The following is a 23,062-nucleotide window of genomic DNA, read 5'->3' on the forward strand; positions in this document are numbered from 1 at the left end:
CCACGCGTCTCGCCGTCCGCAGGTCAGGTGGTGCTCTCCGGAGGTCAGGTGGTGCTCTCCGGCCTGCGGGCCTTCGTCCAGGGGTGGCCGGTCCGCAGTCGCGAATCCCGTGCGGTGATGGCCCTCGGCTCCGGCCCCGGGCGCGGGCCGGCGGCGCCGGCGTCGCCCGCCGCCCGACCACCGGCATCCGCGCGCTCGGACCCCTGGCCCCCGGCACCGCCCGCCTCCGGTCCACCGGAAGCACCCGACGCTCCGGACGCCACAACCCCGGACTCCGCAGGCCCGGACGTCGCAGCCCCGGACCTTGCAGCCCCGGACCTTGCAGCCCCGGACGTCGCAGCCCCGGACGTCGCAGCCCCCGGCTTCGCACCGCCGGACTCCCGAGCCCCGGGGGCGGTCCGCTGCGGCTCAGCGGAATCCGCCCCGGCGCCCGCGTACGCGCTCTCCGGTTCGCCGAAGCCCGCGCCCTCCGTCGTCGTCCAGTGCCGCAGCGCCCCGGACTCGACCTCGATCTCGCGCCCCAGGTCGTCCAGGTCCTCGCCCGCGAAGCGCCGCGCCCGGTCCCGCGCCGCCCACCGCAGCGAGTCCGCGTGCCGCACCACGCGCTCGGTGCGGTCCCGCAGCTCGGGCAGCCGCTCCATGACCTTGCTCCGGTCCGGTTCCCGCTCCAGCCGCCGGAGGTCGTCGTCCAGCTGATGCCCGTGTGCGCTCAGCCGCTTGAAGAGCGCCGCCGCCTCGGACAGCGACGCGTCCTCCGGCGAACCGGCCGCCAGCGCCTCCCGGGTGACCCGCAGCGAGGTGCGCAGGGACAGCCGCAGATCCGCGAGCTCCCCCACGGCACCCGGCTGCGTGTACTTCTTCGCCTTGAGTGTGGTGTCCTCGACGGCGCGGCGGGCCTGCTCCACGGTCCGGTCCACACTCCGCTTGGCGGCCCCCACCGCCTTCACCGCGGCATAGACGCCCAGCGCGACGAATGCCACGAAGAGCAGCGCCAGGACGAGGATCGCGGCTTCCATGGAAGCTCCTTCACGCAGACGGGCCTACCCCGGTCGTATCTCCACCGTAAACGGCCCGGGCCGGTCGGGGGTTCCTGCACGGCCCCCCAACCGGCCCGTAGAGGTTCACCCTCGGCCGAAAGGATCACCCCGGCCGGAGGCACACCGACCGGATCGTCCCGGACCCACGTCCCAGCAGCCTCCGGACACCCGTCCCAGCAGCCTCCGGGACCCGCGTCCCGACAGCCTCACGGACGGGCGTCCGCCGGCAGCGTCCCGGCCTCACGCCGGGACGATGTTCACCAGCTTCGGCACCCGGACGATGACCTTGCGGATGCCCGCGCCGCCGAGTGCGGACTGCACACCCGCGTCCGCCAGCGCCAGCTTCTCCAGCTCCTCGTCGGAGATCGACGGCGACACCTCCAGGCGTGCCTTGACCTTGCCCTTGATCTGCACGACGCAGGTCACGGTCTCGTCGACCACGTACGCCGGGTCCGCGACCGGGAAGGACTCGTGGACGACCGTGGCCCGGTGGCCCAGCCGGCGCCACAGCTCCTCCGCGATGTGCGGGGCCAGCGGGGCGGTCAGCAGCACCAGCCGCTCCGCGACCGACCGGGAGAGGGGGCCGCCCACCTTCGTCAGGTGGTTGTTCAGCTCGGTGACCTTGGCGATGGCGGTGTTGAAGCGCAGGTTCTCCATGTCCTGCGTGACCCCGTCGATCGCCTTGTGCAGGGCACGCAGCGTGGCCTCGTCCGGCTCCGCGTCGGTGACGGTGACCTCGCCGGTCTCCTCGTCCACGACGTTCCGCCACAGCCGCTGCAGCAGCCGGTACTGGCCGACCACGGCCCGGGTGTCCCAGGGCCGGGAGACGTCCAGCGGGCCCATCGCCATCTCGTACAGGCGCAGGGTGTCGGCACCGTACTCGACGCAGATCTCGTCCGGCGTGACGGCGTTCTTCAGGGACTTGCCCATCTTGCCCAGCAGCCGGGAGACCTGCTCGCCCTGGTAGTAGTAGCCGCCGTCGCGCTCCTCGACCTCCGCCGCGGGCACCGCGATGCCGCGGCTGTCCCGGTAGACGTAGGCCTGGATCATGCCCTGGTTGAACAGCTTGTGGAACGGCTCGAACGAGGAGATGTGCCCCAGGTCGAACAGCACCTTGTGCCAGAACCGCGCGTACAGCAGGTGCAGCACCGCGTGCTCGGCGCCGCCCACGTACAGGTCGACACCGCCCGCGGTCTGCCCCTCCCGCGGCCCCATCCAGTACTGCTCGACCTCGGGGTCGACGACCTGTGCGGCGTTGTGCGGGTCCAGGTAGCGCAGTTCGTACCAGCACGAGCCGGCCCAGTTGGGCATGGTGTTGGTCTCACGGCGGTACGTCTTCGGGCCGTCGCCCAGGTCCAGTTCGACGTTGACCCAGTCCTCGTTGCGGGACAGCGGGGTCTCCGGCGAGGTGTCCGCGTCGTCCGGGTCGAACGTCCGCGGGGAGTAGTCGTCGACCTCCGGCAGCTCGACCGGCAGCATCGACTCGGGCAGCGCGTGCGCCACACCGTCCGCGTCGTAGACGATGGGGAACGGCTCGCCCCAGTAGCGCTGGCGGCTGAACAGCCAGTCGCGCAGGCGGAAGTTGACCGTCCCCTCACCGATGCCGCGCTCGGCCAGCCACTCGGTGATCCGCGCCTTGGCGTCGACCACGCCCAGGCCGTCCAGCGAGACGGCGCCGGCGGCGGAGTTCACGATCTTCGCGTCGTAGGAGGCGAAGGCGTCGTCCCAGTCGGCGGGGTCGGTGCCGCGGTCGTCGCTCGGCTCGACGACACAGCGCATCGGCAGCTCGAAGGCGCGGGCGAACGCGAAGTCCCGGCTGTCGTGCGCCGGAACCGCCATGATCGCGCCGGTGCCGTAGCCCATCAGCACGTAGTCGGCGATGAACACCGGCACGCGCTCGCCGCTGGCCGGGTTCGTGGCGTACGCGCCGGTGAAGACGCCGGTCTTGTCCTTGGCCTCGGCCTGGCGCTCCACGTCCGACTTGGCCGCGGCCTGCTTGCGGTACTCGGCGACGGCCTCCGCCGGGGTGGCGTGCCCGCCGGTCCACACCTGGTGCGTGCCCTCCGGCCAGGCGGCCGGAACGATCGCGTCGACCAGGTCGTGCTCCGGCGCCAGCACCATGTAGGTGGCGCCGAACAGGGTGTCCTGACGGGTGGTGAAGACGGTGATCGCGTGGTCGTCTCCGACCGGGAAGTCGATCCGGGCACCCTCGGAACGGCCGATCCAGTTGCGCTGCTGCAGCTTGATCGCGTCGGGCCAGTCCAGCGCGTCCAGATCGTCCAGCAGCCGGTCCGCGTAGGCCGTGATGCGCATGTTCCACTGCCGCAGCTTGGCCTTGAACACGGGGAAGTTGCCGCGCTCGGAACGTCCGTCCGCGGTCACCTCCTCGTTGGCCAGGACGGTTCCCAGGCCGGGGCACCAGTTGACGGGCGCGTCGGACGCGTACGCCAGCCGGTACCCACCCAGTACGTCAGCGCGCTCCGCGGCGTTCAGCTCGGCCCACGGGCGGCCGTCCGGCGTCTGCCGCCGGCCGGAGGCGAACTGCTCGGCCAGGGTCTCGATCGGCCGGGCGCGCTTCGCCTCGTCGTCGTACCAGGAGTTGAAGATCTGCAGGAAGATCCACTGGGTCCAGCGGTAGTAGTCCGGGTCGATCGTGGCGAACGAGCGGCGCCGGTCGTGGCCCAGGCCCAGCCGGCGCAGCTGGGCCTTCATGTTCTCGATGTTGGCCTCGGTGCTCACCCTGGGGTGGGTGCCGGTCTGCACGGCGTACTGCTCGGCGGGCAGGCCGAAGGCGTCGAAGCCGAGGGTGTGCAGGACGTTGTGGCCGGTCATCCGGTTGAAGCGGGCGTAGACATCGGTGGCGATGTAGCCCAGGGGGTGGCCGACGTGCAGGCCCGCACCCGACGGGTACGGGAACATGTCCATGATGAACTTCTTCGGACGGTCGGCCGCCGCGGCGGACCCGGCCAGGTCACCGCTGGGGTTGGGCGTCGCGTAGGTGCCCTCGGCGTCCCAGAAGTCCTGCCAGCGTGCCTCGATGTCGGCGGCCATGGCCGCCGTGTAGCGGTGCGTCGCGGCCGTACCGGCCGCAGAATTCGTCTCGCTCATCGTCCTCAAAGCTCCATCGGTCGTCTCTGCTCGCGGATTCGCACCCTGTTGTTCCTGAAACAAAAAGGCCCCTCGCACAGGAGGGGACGCCGCGCCGATTCCGACCGGATTGTCCTCCGGCCGGGACTGATCAGCGCGGCCCGCCAAGCAGAAGGCGTACGGCACGCATGGCCTCAGAGTACCGCAGCGTCCGTGCAGGCCGCACGGAGCATCCGGCCCGCTCGCGCACAGCTACACCCGGAAGTAATCGGCGCAATTGACAATCGAGCAAATAACCAAACAGTCGGATGATCTTTGTTTTGGCGCTTAGCATGCGGGTCCGGGACCCCTCCCTCCGCACCACTGGAGTCGCCCGCATGCAACCTCATCGCACGATGCGAACCCCGTCCTCACGGACGAAGTCGTCAAGGACACCGTCGTCCCGGGCGCAGTCTCCACGGCCGTCACCGATCACCCCGAAGTCCCTGCCGCAGCCGGCGCTGTACGCCGTGCAGGTCGCGGTCGCCGGGGGCATCCTGGCGATCACCCTGCTCGCCGGCGAGGCGCTGCAGATGGCCATCGACTTCGCCAGCGGGGTCCTCACGCTGGTCTCGCTCAGCGCTGCCGTGATCTGGGGCCTGGTGGCCGCCGACCGCGTACTGCTGGAGGTCCGGCAACGGCTGCTCTCGCAGGCCATCCACCGCGGCCTCGCGGTCGCCTCGCTGGGCTTCCTGCTGATGCACATCACCGTCAAGGTCGCCGAGGCGCACGCCTCGCTGCTGGCCGCGCTGGTGCCGTTCAGCCTGGGCGTGCAGGGCTCCGGCGGGCTGATCGGCCTCGGCTCGCTCGCCGCGCACTGCATGGTGATCGCCGGCGCCACCGGCGCCGCCCGCAGCCGCCTGGCCTCCAACGGCCCCGCGGCGGCCCGCTGGCGCGCGCTGCACTCGCTGGCCTACCCGGCCTGGTTCGCCGCGCTGCTGCACGGATTGAACGCCGGGCGTCCGGCAGCCGTATGGGTGACCACGATGTATGCGCTCGCCCTCGCCGCCGTGGGTGCGGCGGTGTCCGTGCGGCTGCTCCCGCAGCCGCAGCGCCGCCGCATCGCGCGGCTGCTGATGTCGCTGACCAAGCCCGGACCGTCCGGACGCGCCGACCGTGACCAGGAGCCCATGGGGCCCCGGGACACCTCGGTGTCGCCGCTGCCGGGCGGCGGCGCCATGTCCGGCGCCGACCGGATGCCGGGCGCGGCACGCATGCCGGGCGGGCGGGCCGACACCTTCGCCGAGCAGCCTCCGCTGCGGCTCGACTCGACGCGTCCCACACCTGTCGCGGGCGGCCGGGGAGCCGGTATATCCGCGGCGTACCGGGCCGTGTCGTCCCCACCGCCGTCCCCCTTCGGAGCGCCCGCCGCACCGCAGGAGGCCCGGACGGAGATGCTGCCGCCGATGCCCTCGTACGAGGCGCCGACCGACATCCTTCCGCCGGTCCCCTCGGGCGATCCGCAGACCGGCGGCGTCCCGCCCGTTCCGCAGTACGACACCGGCACCCTTCCCCCCGTTCCGCAGTACGGCACAGGGAACCTTCCCCCGGTGCCGCAGTACGACACGGGAAACCTTCCCCCGGTGCCGCAGTACGACACGGGAAACCTTCCCCCGGTGCCGCAATACGACACCGGAAACATTCCGCCGGTACCGCAGTACGACACCGGCGGCATTCCACAGGTCCCCCAGTACGACACGGGAAACCTCCCTCCGGTGCCGCAATACGACACCGGAAACATTCCGCCGGTGCCCCAGTACGACACCGGCGGCATTCCACAGGTCCCCCAGTACGACACGGGGAATCTCCCCCCGGTGCCGCCGTACCAGGCACAGACCGGGAACGTCCCGCCGCTGCCGCAGTACGACACCGGGAACCTCCCGCCCGTACCCCAGTACGACACCGGAGGCATCCCTTCCGTACCGTCCTATGCGGCACCCACCGAGACGTTCCAGACCGTGTCGCCGTACGTCCCGGAGCAGCCCACCGGGTCCTCGGGCCGCTGGCCCGCCCCGTCCCCGCCGCCGCCCGGCGAGACCTTCGGGCGCCGCGCGGAGCCGGACCCGGCCGCCGGACAGTCCTATTCGCCCCCGCCGGGTGAACCCTGGCATCAACCCGCAGGAGAGCGGCCATGAACGCACCACTCCCCGACGTACCCGAAGTCCGGGTGGTCGGACTGCCGCAACTGACCGCGGGATTCGACCTGGTCCACCGGCTCGACCTCGGCATGCACCTGAAGGTGCACGGTGCCCTGGAGCCGATGGTCGGCGAGCGGCTGGCGGATCTGGCCGAGGCCGTGTCACTGAACGGCAGGGGCGGTGCGGGCTTCCCGTTCGCCAAGAAGCTGCGGGCCGTTGCCAAGAGCGCGATCCGACGGGGCGTCCGTCCCGTGGTCGTGGTCAACGGCAGCGAGGGGGAACCGGCCTGCCGCAAGGACACCGTGCTGCTCTGCCGCGCACCGCATCTCATCCTCGACGGCGCTCTGCTGGCCGCCGAGGCACTCGGAGCCCGGGTCCTGGCCATCGCCGTGACCCGGGACTCCACCGAGGCCTCCATGCGGGAGGCCATTGCCGAGCGCGGGCTGACCGACCGGCGCGGCAAGGGACTGCGGGTCCGCACGGTGCGGACCCCCGAGCGGATGGTCTCCGGTGAGGCCTCCTCGGTGATCAGCGCGGTCAACGGCGGCCCCTCGCTGCCTGCGGGCCGCAAGGTGCGCGCCGCGGACTCCGGTGTGGGCGGCGCCCCGACGCTGCTGTCCAACGCGGAAACGTTCGCCCAACTCGCCATGGCGGCACGGCTGGGACCGCAGCGGTACGCCAACATCGGCCTGTCCGACGAACCGGGCACCGTGATGCTGACGGTCTCCGGCTCGGTGGCGCGGCCGACCGTCCTGGAGGTGCCGGTCGGCACCCCGATGCGCTACGTCCTGGAGCTGTGCGGCGCGCCGCCGATGCCGCAGGCCGTGCTGACCGGTGGCTACCACGGCGACTGGATCGACGGCCTGACCGCGGTGGGCGCCATCATCTCCCGCAAGGCGCTGCGCACGGCCGGCGGTGCCCTGGGAGCGGGCGCGATCCTGCCGATCGGCCCCGAGACCTGCGCGCTCGGCGAGTCCCTGCGCATCGCCAACTGGCTGGCGGCCGAGACGGCCGGACAGTGCGGGCCCTGCAAGCTGGGTCTGCCGGCCGCCGCCGCGGGCCTCTCGGACGTGCTGGGCGGCGGCGGGCCGACCGCGCTGGAGGCCTTGAAGCAGGTCACCCAGGCGGTCAAGGGCCGGGGCGCGTGCAAGCACCCCGACGGCTCGGTCCGCTTCTTCCAGTCCACGCTGAACGCCTTCACCGACGACCTCGCCGCCCATGTGCTCAGCGGTGGCTGCGGGCGCCCCACCCAGGGTGTGCTGCCCCTGCCGAACCCGGGCTACGAGGACGAGGGCGTGCCCAGCGGCGAGAAGCTCGCGGTGGACTGGGTGCTGTGCGAGGGCCACGGCCTGTGCGCCGGGGTGGTGCCGGAGATGATCCGCATGGGTCCCGACGGCTACCCGGTGATCGCCGACATGACGGTTCCGATGCACCTGCGGGCCAACGCCCAGCGCGCCGTACGGCGGTGCCCGGAGCTCGCGCTCCGGCTGGAGCAGGCGCCCGCCCAGCAGGCGCCTCCCAGCCGCAAGGCGCTGCCCCGGGGCTGACCGCCACGGACGGCAACGGCGGGGCCGGGATCCGGGGGTACGCCCCCGGATCCCGGCCCCGGTCCGTTCCCCGCCTCGGGGGCTCCCGGTGCCCGAACAGGAGCTCCCGGCGCCCGGACACACGAAAGCGGGCCGTCCGATCGGACGGCCCGCTCTCTCTTCTGTGGAGCTAAGGAGAATTGAACTCCTGACCTCCTGCATGCCATGCAGGCGCTCTACCAACTGAGCTATAGCCCCTTGCGCTGCTCCGCCCGGTTCCCCCGGCGGCTCCGCCAACATTACACGGACCACCCGGTCTTCCGCCAAATCGATGACCAGTCATCTCGTCCGCCGCCGGCTCGCCGCGCCGTTCCGCCCGCCGGAGCGACGGCGGAGTGCGGGCGCGGGGCACCGTACGGGGTCCTGGCCCGGCCCGTACAGGGTCCTGGCCCGGCCCGTCCGGCGCTCCGGCCGGCCGTCCGGCGGCACCGGCGCGTTCCGGAGCGGTGCGCCCCGGAGTGCGGCAGGTCACAGCCGTCGCCGCACTGCCGGGACGCACGGCCCGGCCGGGGCGGTCGCGGTGAACTCCCCCGGCGGGGACGCCCGATGGCCCGTGCGGGCCGGCTCCGGACATCCGACGAGCGGGGCGGGCCGCTTCCGGGTGGCCGCCGTCGACGAGGGCCCTGCGCGGAGATCACCGGCTGAAGGCCGGTGGACGCGTTCGGCAGGTGCCGCCGCGGCCCGGGGAGACATCCGGCGGCCGAGCGGGCTCTGTGGCCCGCGTGATGGGGGCAGGGCTCCCGTGGGCGCGATACCCCCACCCCGGGGCCCGCCGGGCCGCCAGTGCGGCAGGAGCCCCGGGTGAAGGCCGTGGGAGCACCGCACCGCGGCCCGCGGTGGCCGGAGAGCGAAGCCCGGAGACCGGGGTGCGCGGCCCCGCGGCGGCCCGTGAGAGGGCTCAGGCGGTCGCGAAGGAGTAGAAGCGCTTGAGCGTGCAGTGCTCGTCGAGGAGCCGTCCGTAGATCGGCTCGCCCTCCAGCTCGCGGTAGGTCTCGATCGGGTCGCCTTTTATGATCAGCGCCCGCGCGCACTCCTCGCACCAGTACTGGTACTCGGAGTTGATCGGCTCCATGTCGCGCACGATCGGCGTTCCGCTACCGCACCAGTCGCACTTCCGCCTGTGTGCACCCATCAGTCAGCTCCAGCAGTGGCCGCAGGCTGTGCACACGTAGGAAATCCCTCCGTTGTCCCCGAGCACCTGCGCCACATGGGCGGAGCCGCACGCTGGACACTTGAGGAGGGCCGGACAGTACGTCGCCTGGTTCTCGTCGGGGGGACAGGTGAGACGGAGCGCGTATTCCGACTGCCGGTTGTCATCGAATGCCGCGGCAATGTCGAGAAGATCGTCGGCCTCCTCGAAACTGCTCGTCGGCATGCGCACTCCCTCCCCTTCCGGCCGTCCGATTCTGCCATGTGACAGCCCGGAGGTCAGCGGACCTTCCGGACCGGACGGGTCCGTTCGAGGTTCATTCCGCGGATCGCGACAGAGAAAGCCGCGCGGATCGCGATCAGAGAGGCTGCCCCGTTCGCGACAGAGAGACAGGACGCGGTCACCGGCCACAACGCGACGATCCCGCCTCCCCTGAGGGAGACGGGATCGGACGAAGCGTGGAGCTAAGGAGAATTGAACTCCTGACCTCCTGCATGCCATGCAGGCGCTCTACCAACTGAGCTATAGCCCCGCTGTTCTCATCGCTCCGGTGTTTTCACCGCTGCGCTGTGAACGAGAAGAAGCTTAACCGGTGACCTGGCCAGATGCGAAATCCGCCCCCGGCCTCCCGCCGGGGCGGCCCCGTGGCCGCGCCCGGAACGGGCGGCGGGCCGGTCAGTCGTCGTCGCCGAGGACCGGCTCGGGCAGCGTCCCGGCGTTGTGCTCCAACAGGCGCCAGCCGCGGGCTCCCTCGCCCAGCACGGACCAGCTGCAGTTGGAGAGGCCGCCCAGCGCCTCCCAGCTGTGCGGCTCCAGCCCGAGGAAGCGCCCGATGGTGGTGCGGATGGTGCCGCCGTGGCTGACGACGACGAGGGTGCCGCCGTCGGGCAGCTTGTCCACGGCGCGCTCCACCACCGGTGCCGCGCGCTCGGCGACCTCGGTCTCCAGCTCACCGCCGCCGCGCCGCACCGGCTCGCCGCGCTTCCAGGCGGCGTACTGCTCGCCGTACCGCTCGACGATCTCCTCGTGCGTGAGGCCCTGCCAGCTGCCCGCGTAGGTCTCGCGCAGGCCCGGGTCGTGCTCGACGTCGAGCTGGGTGATCGAGGCCAGCTCGCCGGCCGTGACCGCGGCCCGCCGCAGGTCGGACGCGATGATCGCGTCCGGCTGGAGGGCCGCCAGCAGCCGCGCGGAGCGGCGCGCCTGGGCGTGCCCCTCCTCGGTCAGCTCGATGTCGGTCGTTCCCTGGAAGCGTCGCTCCAGGTTCCAGGCCGTCTGGCCGTGCCGCCACAGGACGACCCTGCGGCCGCGGCCGCTTCCCGCGCCGTTCAGCTCAGCTCTCCGTCCAGCTCCTGCTCCGCGGCCTGGCGCTTCGCGTGCTCGTCGGCCTTGCCACGGGTCGCGACGGCGTCCTCGGGCAGGTCGAGCTCGGGGCAGTCCTTCCAGAGCCGCTCCAGCGCGTAGAAGACCCGCTCCTCGCTGTGCTGGACGTGGACGACGACATCCACGTAGTCCAGCAGCACCCAGCGTGCCTCCCGGTCGCCCTCGCGGCGCACCGGCTTGGTCTGGAGCTGCCGGTTCAGGCGCTCCTCGATCTCGTCGACGATGGCCTTGACCTGGCGGTCGCTGGGGGCCGAGGCCAGCAGGAAGGCATCGGTGATCGCCAGGACGTCGCTGACGTCGTACGCGATGATGTCGTGCGCGAGCTTGTCGGCAGCCGCCTGGGCGGCGACGTTGATCAGCTCGATGGAGCGGTCCGTGGCGGTCACAAGCCAAGCTTTCGATCGGGAAACGGGTACCCGTCCAGGGTCTCACGCCCCGCCCCCGGTCCCCGACCGGATTTGTTCCGTTCGGGGGCCGTGCGCCGGGCCGGTCAGCCGGCCCGGTAGTCCTGTCCGAGGACGACGGTGATGTCCGCGTTGGACGCGCCCCGGCCCTTGGCCACCGCGCCGGCCGGCAGGCCGAGCGTCTTGGCGACCTCCTTGGCCTTCCCGGCCTGTGCGGTGTCCGCGTAGGTGACCCGGGAGGCGGTCTGCGCCGCGCCCGCCGCGCCGCCGTCGACGAAGGTGTAGCCGCTGTTGACCAGGGTGACCTGGGCGCTGGAGACGGCCTTGCGGTCGCCGGTGGCGTTCCGGACGCTGATCCGCGGGGCGTCGTTCGGGTCGGCGTTCTTGACCGTGCCGCCCAGGACGTCCTTGACCACGCTGTCGGTGGCCTGCTCACTGAGCGTGCCGTCCGGGCGCACCGGCAGCAACGCCGTCCGGTACGCGCCGTTCTTCGCCTGCTCGGCGAGCTGCGCCAGGGAGGCACCCAGCTGGCCCTCGGTCAGGGACGGGTCCGGGATCTGGGCGAGGGAGCGCACGGTCGCGGTCGCGGCGTCCGGGTCGCTCGACATCTTCTTCAGCACGGCCTGCATGACCTGGCCGAAGCGGCGCAGCTGCCGGGTCTGCTGCTCGCCGGGCGCGAGGTGGGTGGCGTAGCCGACGGCTGCCTGGCCGGAGAGGGTCCGGGCCTTCCCGCGCTCGACCAGCGGGTCGTCGCCCCGCTTCGGCGCGGGCACGGTCGCGTCGGCGTCGACGGTGATCCCGCCGACCGATTCGACGAGGTTCTCCAGGTACGGCGTGTCCAGCCGCCAGCTGCCCTGGATGCTTGCGCCGAGGAGGGTGTCGAGGGCGGACCGGGTCGGTCCGGTGCCCTCGTCCGCGACGGACTTGCCCAGGGTGGTGCTGCCGCCGTCCTCGGTGCCGACCGCCAGGGAGTTCGGCAGCAGGACCGTGGTGCCCTTCCCGGTGGTCTCGTTGTCCACCAGCAGCGCGGTGGCGCCGGGCCCGCCCTTGGTGTCGCGCAGGTGCACGACGATCACGTCCCGCTTCTGGGCGCCGCCCGCCGCGGCGGCGCCGCCACCGGGTGCGGAGAGGCCGGGCACCTTGCCCGCGAACCAGAGGTACCCGGCTCCGCCCAGGAGGGCCAGGACGAGGACCACGACGAGCATGACCACCCGGTTGCGGCCCTTGCGCTTGCGCTCGTCACGCCGCTCGGTGCGGGTCTCGGCGAACTTCAGCCAGTCGATGACGTCGTCGGAATCCTCGTCCGGCTCCTCGATGAACGAGAACTGCTCGGTGCGGTACTCCGGCCCCTCGTCACCCGGCCGGCCGCCCTCCGGCATGCCGTCGTGCCGACCCTCGTCGTGCCGGCCCTCGTCGTACTGGGCCTCGTCGCGCGGGCCCGGCTGCCGCGGGACCTGCGGCTGCGACCGCGTCGGCTGGAGCGGGGGCGCCTGCGGTTCCGCGGCCTCCTGCCGCGGGGCCTCGGGCTCCGCGGGGGCGTAGGTCTGCGCGTAGCCGTCGTAGGACTGCTGCTGCGGGATCCACTGCCGGCCGTCGGTCTGCTGCGGGGGCTGCTGCACGGCCTGCGCCTGGGCGTAGGGGTCGTAGTACGGGCGGCCGTATTCGTCGTACTGCGGCTGCTGGTGCTGCTGCGGCTGCTGGGCGCCGTACGGGTCGTAGTACTGCTGGGCGTACGGGTCGTAAGGCTGCTGCTGTTGCGCCTGCTGCGCGTACGGGTCGTAGTACTGCTGCTGGTACGGGTCCTGGCCGCCCTCGGCCCCACCCTCGGCGTGGCTCCGCCCGGAGTGTGCGTCGTTCACCAGTGCCCCTTCCAGAGACGGACTAGCCGGCGTCCCGGTACAGCCCGCGCTTGTTGATGTACCGCACCACCCCGTCCGGCACCAAGTACCAGACCGGCTGCCGGGCCGCCACCCTCGCGCGGCAGTCCGTGGACGAGATGGCGAGCGCCGGGACCTCGATCAGCGAGACCCCGCCGTCCGGGAGCCCCGGGTCCGAGAGCACGTGGCCCGGCCGGGTCACACCGATGAAGTGCGCCAGCGAGAACAGCTCGTCAGCGTCCCGCCAGGTGAGGATCTGGGAGAGCGCGTCGGCGCCGGTGATGAAGAAGAGATCGCTGTCGGCGTTCTCCGTGTGCAGCTCGCGCAGGGTGTCGATGGTGTAGGTCTTGCCGGCCCGGTCGATGTCGATCCGGCTGACCGAGAACTGCGGGTTGGACGCGGTGGCGATCACCGTCATCAGGTAGCGGTCCTCGGCGGGGGAGACCGCCCGGTGGCTCTTCTGCCACGGCTGCCCGGTCGGCACGAACACCACTTCGTCGAGGTGGAACTGCGAAGCCACCTCGCTGGCGGCGACCAGGTGACCGTGGTGGATCGGGTCGAACGTCCCGCCCATCACGCCGAGTCGCCGCTTCACCGGACCGGTCACCGATCCTTCGTGCTCTCCCATGCGTGCAGAGCCTACTGTCCCGGTCCGGGAGCCGTCAGAGCCGTCCCCGGCTCAGCGGTCGCGGTTGAATCGCGTGGTGATCCACAGCAGGAGCAGCAGGACGAACAGCGCACCGCCACCCGTGAGGTAGGGGTTGAGGCTTTCGTGCTCGCTGCTGTGCTCGGCGCCCTCGGCGGCGAGGGTGACCAGGGCGTGGGCGGTGCTGGGGAGACTCATCGTCGGCAGGCCTATCCAGGTTGTCGTCGGGCAAGACGCTTGGCGGCAACATCGTAAGCGGGCCCAGCGGGCAACCCTACGCCGACTCCTCGCGTCCTACTGGTCCCGTCCGCCGTATCCCCTCAGCAGGAACCAGGCGAGCAGGGCCGCGCCCACCACGGAGACGACGATCAGGGTGCGCAGCAGCGCTCCCGGACCCGTCTGGTCCGCGGCCACCGCGAGCTGGGCAGTGAAGTCCGACATGTCTCCACCGTAGCCGCGACCCGGTCGCACGCCGCGGGCGGGGCGGGGCCGGACACCTCCGGCCGGACGGGATTTTCGAAACACGCCCTAGGCTGGGCCGTGGGGGACGGGCCGATGAAGGGCCGACAAGGGGGCTTCGATGACCGAGAACACCGAGCACGCACCGGGCCGTCACCGGCGGCGCTTCCCCGGGATCTCCTCCCGGGCGTACGAGCATCCCGCCGACCGCTCGGCGCTGGTGGCGCTGCGCAAGCTGAGCGGGTTCGACACCGTTTTCAAGACGCTCAGCGGGCTGCTGCCGGAGCGCAGCCTGCGGCTGCTGTTCCTGTCCGACTCGGTCCGGGTCGGCGAGCGGCAGTTCGCGCATCTGCACGCGATGCTGCTGGACGCCTGCTACATCCTGGACCTGGAGAAGGTCCCGCCGATGTACGTGACCCAGGATCCGCAGCCCACCGCCATGTGCATCGGCCTGGACGAGCCGGTCATCGTGGTCAGCACCGGCCTGGTCGAGCTCCTCGACGAGGAGGAGATGCGGGCGGTGATCGGCCACGAGGTGGGCCACGCGCTGTCCGGCCACGCCGTCTACCGGACGATCCTGCTCTTCCTCACCACCATCGCCGTGAAGGTGGCCTGGATCCCGCTGGGCAACGTCGCGGTGATGGGCCTGGTGGCGGCGCTGCGCGAGTGGTTCCGGAAGTCGGAGCTCTCGGCGGACCGGGCCGGCCTGCTGGTGGGCCAGGACCTCCAGGCGTCGATGCGCGGGCTGATGAAGATCGCGGGCGGGAACCATCTGCACGAGATGAACGTGGACGCGTTCCTGGAGCAGGCGGAGGAGTACGAGGCGGGCGGTGACCTGCGGGACTCCGTGCTGAAGATCCTGAACCTGCTGCCGCGCAGCCACCCGTTCACCACCGTGCGGGCGGCCGAGCTGAAGCGCTGGGCGGAGAGCCGGGACCACCAGCGGATCATGGACGGCCACTACCCGCGGCGCGACGAGGACCAGGACACCTCGGTCGGCGACTCCTTCAAGGAACACGCGAACCACTACGCCGAATCGGTGCGCACCAGCAAGGACCCGCTGATGGGCCTGGTCCGGGACCTCGCGGACGGCGCGGGCGACCTGGGCGGCAAGCTGCGGGACGCGTTCACCGGGGGCTCCGGCGGGCGGCCGGACGGCAAGCCCGGCCCCGACGGCACTCCGGGGGCCTCGTAGAGGCTGCCGGACGGCCGCGCTCCGGCCCCGTCACCGTCGGGAGGCCCGGCCTGCGTACGGGCATGCCCGGCCACCCGGCGCGGCTACGGCGTCGACACGGCCGCTCCAGCTCGGCTACGGCTTCGGCAGGGCGTCGGGCGCCAGCACGCCGCAGAGCGAGGCATGGGGCCGTCCCGCGTCGTACGGGTTCGTGCCGGCGGGGGCGTCGTTCCCGGCGCTCTGCCCGGCCAGCAGCGGCCGCAGCCGGTTCGCGGGGTCGGCGGCACACGTCAGGGGCCCTGCCTGGAGGCTGGTCTGGACGACCTCCAGGTGCTGGCTGCGCAGGTCCTCGCGGTCGAAGCGGAGGCGCACCTCGCGCCGCGCGGTGAACAGCGAGGCGTCGGCGGCCTGCTTGCCCTCCCGGGCGGACCGCAGGGCGTAGACGAAGGTGTGGTCGCCGGTGACCTCCAGCCGGTCCTGGCCGGTCTCGGTGACGGTGAGGCTGCCCTGGACACGCACCCCGGGGTCGGCCAGCGCCGCCGTGGCGGGGTCGAAGCGGACGAGCCAGCCGGTGGCGGCGTGCCGGCCGTCGTCGACCGGACGGTCCATGCTGCGGTCGAACTGGTCGAGCTGGCCGGGGTCGAGCAGCACGCGGACGGACCGCGTCGCCCCGCCGGTCAGCACGGCGGGGTCGATGGCGGACCGGACGATGTACTCCTTGGCCGTGTCCAGGGCGGCCATGACCTGCTGCTCGGAGAAGTGCTCGGTGCCCCGGGCAGCCGGCATGGTGACGCCCGCGGCCCCTGTGCGGTACTCCGCGGCGGGGCTGTGCCCGAGGAGCTCGGCCGGTGTCCCGCCCGGCACGGCGCCCTGCGGGGCGAGCGGGACCACGGAGATCCGCAGCGGCTCCACGGTCCGCGCCGAGGGGCTCTGGTAGGGGTGGCGTATCCCCATGTAGATGGCCGTGGCGAAGGCCAGCGCGATCACCACGACCAGGATCAGCGCCTGCCGGGACCCCCCGGCCCGGGACCAGGCGCGGCGGCTGCGTACGGCCGGTGAGTGGTCGTCCAGCCGCTCCCGGGCCGAGAACTCCTCCAGCCGGGCAGCACGGACGAACGACTCGTCGAAGACGACGGATCGGTACTCGTCCTCTCCACCTCCCGGAACGCCCTCGGGTGTCCCCTCAGGTGGCTCTCCAGGCCCGGCCATACCAACAGAGTAGGTCGGAAGGCGGTCGGGTAAACGCGCTGGTACGCGACAACTTCTGACGGGGGTTCACGGGTGCGTCAGTGGGCGCGCGGGACGGCCGAGGCGGTCGGCGCGGCGGTGCCCGCGGTGGCCGACGGCAGCCCTCCCGGCTGTTCCGGGAGCTGCCCCACCGAGGGGCCTTCCACCTCGCTCGTGGCGGGCGGCGGAGCCGGCTCCTGCCGGCTGCCCGCAGCTCCACGGTAAACCGCGGCGAAGGCCAGCGCGACCATGCCCATGCCCATCAGCACGGCCAGCAGCCAGGCCACGGGGCGGTGCCAGCGGGCCGGGCTGCGGTAGGGGCGCAGCGAGCCGCCGTAGCGGCCGTACGGCCCGTAGAGGTCGTCCTCCGGGTCACGCGGCAGGCCGTCGATGCCGTCCCGGTAGAAGTCCGGGTCGCCGTCGGGGCCGAAGTCGTCGTAGAAGTCCTCGTCGGCTCCTCCGGAGCCCGCGCGGGCGCGGGCGGCCTCGGCCTCGGCACGGGCCTGCGCGGCGGCGAGCATGCGCTCGGCGGCGGTGGGCTCGTGGATCCTGGCGGAGCGGACGAAGTCCTCGTCGAAGACCACGGAGGCGAACGCGTCGTCCGCCGCTCCGTGGCTGTGGCTGTCGGGCTCCTCGCCGTCCGGGAACGGCCTGCCCCCCACGTCGTCCGGCACCCGTCCAGAGTACGGCCGGCCCGCCCGTTTGGGCAGGGCGGAGCGGAAATCCGCAGCGGCCGGAACCGGCCTTCCGGGGGCGCGTCCCCCAGGCGCGGCACGGGTCGGACCGGTGTCCGGGGGACGGCGGCCGCCGTCCCCCGGACGGGTGCTCCGCGTCAGCGGGTGTGGCCGTCGCCGGTGACCACGTACTTGGTCGAGGTGAGCTCCGGCAACCCCATCGGGCCCCTGGCGTGCAGCTTCTGGGTGGAGATGCCGATCTCGGCACCGAAGCCGAACTGGCTGCCGTCGGTGAAGCGGGTGGAGGCGTTGACGGCCACCGTCGTCGAATCCACCAGTTGGGTGAACCGGCGGGCCGCGGCCTGGGACGTGGTGACGATCGCCTCGGTGTGGCCCGAGCTCCACAGCCGGATGTGGGCGACGGCCGCGTCCAGCGAGTCGACGACCGCGGCGGCGATGTCGTACGAGAGGTACTCGGTCTCCCAGTCCTCCATGGTCGCCGGGACCACGGTGGCCTTCGTCCCGGCCTGCTCGGCGAGCTCCACCACCCGCTCGTCGGCGTGCACGGTCACCCCGGCCTCGGCCAGCGCGTCCAGCGCACGCGGCAGGAACTCCGCGGCGATGTCCCGGTGGACGAGGAGGGTCTCGGCGGCGTTGCAGACGCTGGGCCGCTGCGCCTTGGAGTTGACCAGGATGTCGACCGCCATGTCGAGGTCGGTCTCCGCGTCGACGTAGACGTGGCAGTTGCCGGTGCCGGTCTCGATGACCGGCACCGTGGACTCCTCGACGACGGTGCGGATCAGGGAGGCGCCGCCGCGCGGGATCAGCACGTCGACCATGCCGCGGGCACGCATCAGCTCACGCACCGAGTCACGGCTCTCGCCGGGGACCAGCTGGACGGCGTCCGCGGGCAGCCCGGCGCCGCCGACGGCGTCGCGCAACACCCTGACCAGGGCCTGGTTCGAGGCGTACGCGGAGGAGGAGCCGCGGAGCAGGACCGCGTTGCCCGACTTCAGGCAGAGCGCCGCGGCGTCGACGGTGACGTTGGGGCGGGCCTCGTAGATGATCCCGACGACCCCGAGCGGCACCCGGACCTGGCGGAGGTCGATGCCGTTGGGGAGCGTGGAGCCGCGGACGACCTCGCCGACCGGGTCCGGGAGGGCCACCACGTGGCGGACGTCGCCGGCGATGGCCCGGACCCGCTCCGGGGTCAGGGTGAGCCGGTCGACGATGGCCTCACTGGTGCCGGCGGCGCGGGCCCGCTCGACGTCCTCGGCGTTGGCCTCGACGATCTCCTTCGTCCGCACCTCGAGGGCGTCGGCCATCGCCAGCAGCGCGTCGTCCTTGACCGAGCGTGGCAGCGGGGCCAGGTCGGCGGCGGCGGCGCGGGCCCGGTAGGCGGCGAGGACCACCGGGGACTTCGGGGTGGGATCGGCCAGGGGCGAGGGAAAGTCGCTGCTCATGCCGTCAGGGTACGGCCCGTTCCGTCCGGCGCCGCCACGGTTTCCGGCACCTGAGACAGCGCGTGACGGAGACTGCCCGTTCCTGACCGGAGGCGGTCCGCCGTGCACCGGACGGCGGCCCGGGGGCGCCCGGCTCCCCATGTCCCGGACCGGACCGCGGAGTTCGGCACCCCCAGGGGCCGGTGGGTCCGGGCGGCGGCAGCGCGCGGAGCGGGCCGGCGGGTCAGAACGGGTGCACCCCGACCGGCGCTGCCGGCGGCGGACCGTACCCCTCGGCCACCCGCTGGTGGTAGGTGTCGCGGTCGATGACCTCCAGGCCGACGATCTCCCACGGGGGCAGCTTGGCCGTCGACCGGTGCTCGCCCCAGAGGCGGAGCGCCACGGCCGCCGCGTCGTGCAGGTCCCGCGCCTCCTCCCAGTACCGGATCTCGGCGTGGTCGTTGGCGTAGCGGCTGGTCAGCAGGAACGGATGATCGTGGGCGAGCTTCTCCAGCGCCCGCCGGACGTCGCTCAGCGGCGCCTCGGCGCCCGAGACGCTGAGCGTGACGTGCCACAGCCGGGACGCGTCCCGGCCCTCGCACTCCGGGGTCCGCCCCGTCTCGGGGCCGCCCGCGGATCCCGGCCCGGCCGGCCGCTGCCCGGTACCGACGCTGGTCAGCGTCCGCTCCTCCCCCGCGGTCCGGCGGGTGGGGGTGCCGGCGCTCCCGGCCGCGGCTCGGACCGTGCCCCCGTCCCGGGGCAGCGCCCCTGGGCGCCCTCGTCTCACCGGTTCCCTCCTGACGTGCGTTCTCGCTCCTCCCCGCAGCCCCGACGGGCTGGGGGGTGCCCCCACGCGCGCGGGCGGAGCCGTGCGCGCTGTCGTCCCCGGGCACCGGTCACCGGCGGCGCCCCCGCATCAAAGTTGACCAGCCCGCGGGGTGGCTGGGGGCGGTTTTCCGGAAGGTCTCCGTGGAAAGGCTGGACTTTTGGCGTATCCGCGACACGGGGCGACAGACCGTGTCCGGTCAGTGGCCGAGCACCACGAGGTCGTCCCGGTGCACGACCTCCCGCTCGTACGCCGGGCCGAGCTCACGGGCGAGATCCCGGGTGGAGCGGCCCAGCAGCCGGGGGATCTCCTTGGCGTCGAAGCTGACCAGGCCGCGGGCGACCGCCCGCCCCCCGGCGTCCCGCAGCTCGACCGGGTCACCCGCGCTGAACTCGCCCTCGACGGCGGCGATTCCGGCGGGGAGCAGCGAGGCGTTGCCGTCGACCACGGCCCGTACCGCGCCCTCGTCCAGGGTGAGCGCGCCCCGCGGCGTCGAGGCGTGGGCCAGCCACAGCAGCCGGTCGGCGGAGCGGCGCCCGGTCCGGTGGAAGTACGTGCCGGTGGGCCGCCCGGCGACGGCGTCGGCGGCTTCCGAGGCGGAGGTGAGGACCACCGGGATGCCCGCGGCGGCGGCGATCCGGGCCGCCTCGACCTTGGTGACCATGCCGCCGGTGCCGACGCCGGCCTTGCCCGCGCTGCCGATCGAGACGCCCTCGATGTCCGCGGGCCCGGTGACCTCGCCGATCCGGGAGGTGCCGGGCGCGCTGGGGTCGCCGTCGTAGAGGCCGTCCACGTCCGAGAGGAGGACCAGCAGATCGGCGCGGACCAGGTGGGCGACGAGGGCCGCGAGCCGGTCGTTGTCGCCGAAGCGGATCTCGTCGGTGGCGACGGTGTCGTTCTCGTTGACCACCGGCAGCGCGCCCATCGCCAGGAGCTGGTCCAGCGTCCGGTAGGCGTTGCGGTAGTGGGCGCGGCGGCTGGTGTCGTCGGAGGTGAGCAGCACCTGGCCGACGCGGACGCCGTAGCGCGCGAAGGAGGCGGTGTAGCGGGCGACCAGCAGCCCCTGGCCGACGCTGGCGGCCGCCTGCTGCCGGGCCAGGTCGCGGGGGCGGCGCCGGAGGCCCAGCGGGGCGAGCCCGGCGGCGATGGCGCCGGAGGAGACCAGCACGATCTCCTTCTCGCCGCCGCTGCGCGCCTTGGCCAGCACGTCCACGAGTGCGTCGACCCGGTCCGCGTCGAGGCCGCCCGCCGCGGTGGTCAGGGAGGAGGAGCCCACCTTGACCACGACCCTGCGGGCCTTCGCGATCTCGTCCCGCACCGCTGCTGACCCTGCTGCCCGTGACACTGTGTTCCCCTGTCCCCCTGATCGACCGACGTTCCGCTGGCAATCTACGTCAGCCGGGCGGGCCGGTGCCCGGCCGTTCCGACCGGTGGGCGCCCGACTCCGGGCCCGCGCGGGCTGCGGGTGGCCGCCGGGGTGGCGGATGACACACTGCGCCACTTGGTTCACCGGCTTTGAGCCCATTCGCGGTGATAGCGGTCACGGCAGATTGTCATCGAGGCAGCGCGCATCATACGGTCAGTGGTCGACCTGAGCTGCTGCCGCCATGCTGCGGCACCGGCTCCCCCGGCGGGACCGCCCCCACGGCCCGCCCCTCTGTTCTGTCCGACCGCTTCCCTCGCCAGGAGCCCTGCCCGTGCCCTCTGCCGGACTCGCCCCCCGACGCGTCGTGCAGCTCACCGCACTGTCGGCGATGTTCGCGGCCTTCGCGGCCCAACTCGCCGGTGCGCTGCTGCCCAACGTGCCGACCTTCGCCGCCGCATCCGCGGCAGGCCTCGCACTCGACCTCTATCTGCAGCGCAAGCAGCCCGGTCTGCTCTCGCTGCTGGGCAAGATCCGGTTCGACGTCACCATCCGCCAGTTGCTGCGCGACATGCTGATCCTGGTGGGTCTGCTGCGCATCGAAGGCATCAACCCGCTGCACGAGCAGTCGCCGCTCACCATCGCGCTGCTCCTCTTCTACGGGCTGCACTTCGCCTGCCAGGCCGTCGCGGTCCTGGTGCGGCGCCGCCGCACGGTGCCCATCGTGACGCGGAACATCGACACCTCGGCGCTCGGCCTGACGGCCGCCCCGCCGCGGATCCTGTCCCGCCGCCCGGGCCACCGGCTGCTGAACTTCTCCGTCCCGGCCACCGCCGGTCTGCTGGTGACCGCCATCACCCGCGACGCGACCTGGGGCGGCATCGGCCTGGGCATCGCCCTCGCCCTCTCCCTGGGCGGCACCGTCTACCTCGGGACCTGGCTGCTGCCCGGCAAGCGCGCCGCGAACGACCAGAAGGTTCTGGAGTGGCTGAACGCCTGGCTGGCCGAGTACCAGCCGACGGTCGGCATGTACTTCTCCGGCGGCACCACCTCCGCCTACCAGGCCAACATGTGGCTCTCGACGCTGGCCGCACTGGACGGCAAGCCGCTCATCGTGCTCCGCGAGCGCTTCATGGTGCAGAAGATCGACGCCACGGACGTCCCGATCGTGTGCATCCCCAAGGTGGCGCAGCTGATGGCGCTGGAGCACTCCACGCTGAAGGTGCTGCTGCACCCGGCGAACTCCGGCAAGACCTCGCAGGTGCTGCGGATCCCGTCGATCAAGCACGCGTTCATCAACCACGGCGAGAGCGACAAGCTCTCCAGCTGCAACCCGTACGCCAAGGCCTACGACGAGGTGTGGGTGGCCGGTCCGGCCGCGCGCGAGCGCTACCAGCTCGCGGACATCGGCGTCGAGGACAAGGACGTCGTCGAGGTGGGCCGGCCGCAGCTGGCGCCGATCCGGCCGTACGCGGGCGGCCCGACGGGCCCGTACACCACCGTGCTCTACGCCCCCACCTGGGAGGGCTGGACGAACGACCCGGGCAACACCTCGGTGATCCTGGCCGGCGAGAACATCGTCCGTGAGCTGCTGGCCGACCCGAAGGTGCGGCTGCTCTACAAGCCGCACCCGATGACCGGCTCGGTCGACCCGCGCGCGGGCCGCGCCAACGACCGCATCAAGACGATGATCGCCGAGGCGAACGCCCGGCGCGGCGGCGACCGGCCGGGCCCGGAGGCCGCGGCGGCGCTGGAGCAGGCCACCGCCGAGCTGAACGCGCTCACCAGCACCAAGTTCGGGACCAGCGCCGACGAGGCGGAGCGCATGATGCTCCAGGGCTCCCCGGACACCGGCCGGGCCGCCGCGGTCGCCGCGGCGACCGCCGCCTGGGAGGCCGCGTACTGGGCGTCCTTCCCGGAGTGGGAGCACCAGATCGTCACCGGCCCCCGCCCGGCGATCTACAGCTGCTTCAACCAGGCGGACCTGCTCATCAGCGATGTGTCGAGCGTCGTCTCGGACTACCTGACCAGCGAGAAGCCGTACGCCGTCGCCAACACCAGCGGCCTGACGGAGGACGACTTCCGGGCCGGCTTCCCGACCGTGCGGGCCGCGGCCATCCTCGACCCCGAGGCGACCGGCGTCCCCGCCCTGCTGGAGGCCGTGCGCAACCCGGAGAAGGACACCCTGGCCACGGCTCGGGCGGAGCTCAAGGAGCACCTGCTCGGCCCGTCCGACCCGCCGTCGCTGGTCCGCTTCAACGGCGCCGCGCTGACGCTGGCCGCCAAGGCGGACGAGCGCCGGGCCCGGATGGCCGCCCGGCTGGCGTCCGAGATCCCCGCGCAGCGCGAGGACGTCTCGGAGGCCGAGGCGGCGATGTCCGAGGAGGAGCGGGAGCTGGAGCCCAACGGCAGCACGGACGACGCGATCAACGCCTGACGCCGCCCGTACGCGAGGGGCCCCGGGACGGTTGTCCCGGGGCCCTTTCCGTATCTCCGCTGATTGCGCACGATCGTTCCGCCGGGGCGGTGCCGGTTCCGCCCGGCCGTTCCGCC

Annotated in this window: 19 protein-coding genes and 2 tRNA genes; 4 read left to right on the plus strand and 17 right to left on the minus strand. The window is 72.8% G+C overall.

Annotated features, from left to right (window positions below; all coding sequences use genetic code 11):
* Positions 1-44 precede the first annotated feature (44 nt).
* Entirely contained in the window at positions 45-1,016 is a 972-nt protein-coding gene (locus tag ACFYYR_RS02115; RefSeq protein ID WP_388845891.1) for a hypothetical protein, read from the minus strand.
* Positions 1,017-1,277: 261 nt separating this feature from the next.
* The gene (gene leuS, locus ACFYYR_RS02120) at positions 1,278-4,145 is read right to left on the minus strand and encodes a leucine--tRNA ligase (protein ID WP_388845894.1); all 2,868 of its coding nucleotides are present in this window, start codon (positions 4,143-4,145) and stop codon (positions 1,278-1,280) included.
* Positions 4,146-4,519: 374 nt separating this feature from the next.
* On the opposite strand from leuS, the gene ACFYYR_RS02125 reads away from it, so the two are divergent.
* Positions 4,520-6,298 carry a hypothetical protein gene (locus ACFYYR_RS02125; protein ID WP_388845897.1) on the plus strand — a complete coding sequence of 593 codons (1,779 nt, stop codon included), beginning with the start codon at positions 4,520-4,522 and terminating at the stop codon, positions 6,296-6,298.
* Positions 6,295-7,848, plus strand: coding sequence for an NADH-ubiquinone oxidoreductase-F iron-sulfur binding region domain-containing protein (locus ACFYYR_RS02130; RefSeq protein ID WP_388845900.1), 1,554 nt, complete (start codon positions 6,295-6,297; stop codon positions 7,846-7,848). The genes ACFYYR_RS02125 and ACFYYR_RS02130 overlap by 4 nt, the downstream gene beginning before the upstream one ends.
* Positions 7,849-8,012: 164 nt before the next feature.
* On the opposite strand, the gene ACFYYR_RS02135 is transcribed toward ACFYYR_RS02130, so the two are convergent.
* From ACFYYR_RS02135 to ACFYYR_RS02180, 10 genes are all read right to left on the minus strand, one after another.
* Positions 8,013-8,085, minus strand: a tRNA-Ala gene (locus tag ACFYYR_RS02135).
* A 700-nt stretch (positions 8,086-8,785) separates the two neighbouring features.
* Positions 8,786-9,019 carry a hypothetical protein gene (locus ACFYYR_RS02140; RefSeq protein WP_351512021.1) on the minus strand — a complete coding sequence of 78 codons (234 nt, stop codon included), beginning with the start codon at positions 9,017-9,019 and terminating at the stop codon, positions 8,786-8,788.
* 3 nt (positions 9,020-9,022) lie between these two features.
* Complete coding sequence (locus ACFYYR_RS02145; RefSeq protein ID WP_388845903.1) at positions 9,023-9,262, minus strand: hypothetical protein; 240 nt, start codon at positions 9,260-9,262, stop codon at positions 9,023-9,025.
* Positions 9,263-9,496: 234 nt separating this feature from the next.
* Positions 9,497-9,569, minus strand: a tRNA-Ala gene (locus ACFYYR_RS02150).
* 143 nt (positions 9,570-9,712) lie between these two features.
* Positions 9,713-10,366: a histidine phosphatase family protein gene (locus ACFYYR_RS02155; protein ID WP_388846423.1), complete on the minus strand. Its 654-nt coding sequence runs from the start codon at positions 10,364-10,366 to the stop codon at positions 9,713-9,715.
* Positions 10,363-10,803 carry a ribosome silencing factor gene (gene rsfS, locus ACFYYR_RS02160; protein WP_388845905.1) on the minus strand — a complete coding sequence of 147 codons (441 nt, stop codon included), beginning with the start codon at positions 10,801-10,803 and terminating at the stop codon, positions 10,363-10,365. Before rsfS ends, ACFYYR_RS02155 begins: the two co-directional genes overlap by 4 nt.
* A gap of 104 nt (positions 10,804-10,907) precedes the next feature.
* Entirely contained in the window at positions 10,908-12,680 is a 1,773-nt protein-coding gene (locus tag ACFYYR_RS02165; RefSeq protein ID WP_388845907.1) for a LytR C-terminal domain-containing protein, read from the minus strand.
* A 22-nt stretch (positions 12,681-12,702) separates the two neighbouring features.
* Positions 12,703-13,326 (minus strand): nicotinate-nucleotide adenylyltransferase, encoded by a 624-nt coding sequence (nadD, locus tag ACFYYR_RS02170; protein WP_388845909.1) that lies wholly within the window; start codon positions 13,324-13,326, stop codon positions 12,703-12,705.
* A gap of 51 nt (positions 13,327-13,377) precedes the next feature.
* A complete protein-coding gene (locus ACFYYR_RS02175) occupies positions 13,378-13,542 on the minus strand; it encodes a hypothetical protein (protein WP_388845911.1) in 165 nt (54 codons plus the stop codon).
* A gap of 96 nt (positions 13,543-13,638) precedes the next feature.
* Positions 13,639-13,785, minus strand: a complete 147-nt coding sequence (locus ACFYYR_RS02180) for a hypothetical protein (RefSeq protein ID WP_388845913.1) — start codon at positions 13,783-13,785, stop codon at positions 13,639-13,641.
* A gap of 139 nt (positions 13,786-13,924) precedes the next feature.
* On the opposite strand from ACFYYR_RS02180, the gene ACFYYR_RS02185 reads away from it, so the two are divergent.
* The gene (locus ACFYYR_RS02185) at positions 13,925-14,998 is read left to right on the plus strand and encodes a M48 family metallopeptidase (protein WP_388845916.1); all 1,074 of its coding nucleotides are present in this window, start codon (positions 13,925-13,927) and stop codon (positions 14,996-14,998) included.
* Positions 14,999-15,112: 114 nt separating this feature from the next.
* Here the strand turns inward: ACFYYR_RS02185 and ACFYYR_RS02190 are convergent, their stop codons facing one another.
* From ACFYYR_RS02190 to proB, 5 genes are all read right to left on the minus strand, one after another.
* Positions 15,113-16,186, minus strand: coding sequence for a hypothetical protein (locus ACFYYR_RS02190; protein ID WP_388845919.1), 1,074 nt, complete (start codon positions 16,184-16,186; stop codon positions 15,113-15,115).
* 77 nt (positions 16,187-16,263) lie between these two features.
* Positions 16,264-16,878, minus strand: coding sequence for a hypothetical protein (locus ACFYYR_RS02195; RefSeq protein ID WP_388845922.1), 615 nt, complete (start codon positions 16,876-16,878; stop codon positions 16,264-16,266).
* 158 nt (positions 16,879-17,036) lie between these two features.
* Positions 17,037-18,341, minus strand: coding sequence for a glutamate-5-semialdehyde dehydrogenase (locus tag ACFYYR_RS02200; protein ID WP_388845924.1), 1,305 nt, complete (start codon positions 18,339-18,341; stop codon positions 17,037-17,039).
* Between the two features lie 223 nt (positions 18,342-18,564).
* A complete protein-coding gene (locus tag ACFYYR_RS02205; RefSeq protein ID WP_388845927.1) occupies positions 18,565-19,107 on the minus strand; it encodes a hypothetical protein in 543 nt (180 codons plus the stop codon).
* A 238-nt stretch (positions 19,108-19,345) separates the two neighbouring features.
* Positions 19,346-20,431, minus strand: coding sequence for a glutamate 5-kinase (gene proB / locus ACFYYR_RS02210; RefSeq protein ID WP_388846425.1), 1,086 nt, complete (start codon positions 20,429-20,431; stop codon positions 19,346-19,348).
* A 412-nt stretch (positions 20,432-20,843) separates the two neighbouring features.
* Here proB and ACFYYR_RS02215 point away from each other — a divergent pair, with 412 nt between their 5' ends.
* Entirely contained in the window at positions 20,844-22,946 is a 2,103-nt protein-coding gene (locus tag ACFYYR_RS02215; RefSeq protein ID WP_388845929.1) for a hypothetical protein, read from the plus strand.
* The last annotated feature ends 116 nt before the right edge of the window (positions 22,947-23,062 follow it).

Source organism: Streptomyces sp. NPDC001922, from assembly GCF_042891165.1.
Lineage (GTDB): Bacteria > Actinomycetota > Actinomycetes > Streptomycetales > Streptomycetaceae > Streptomyces.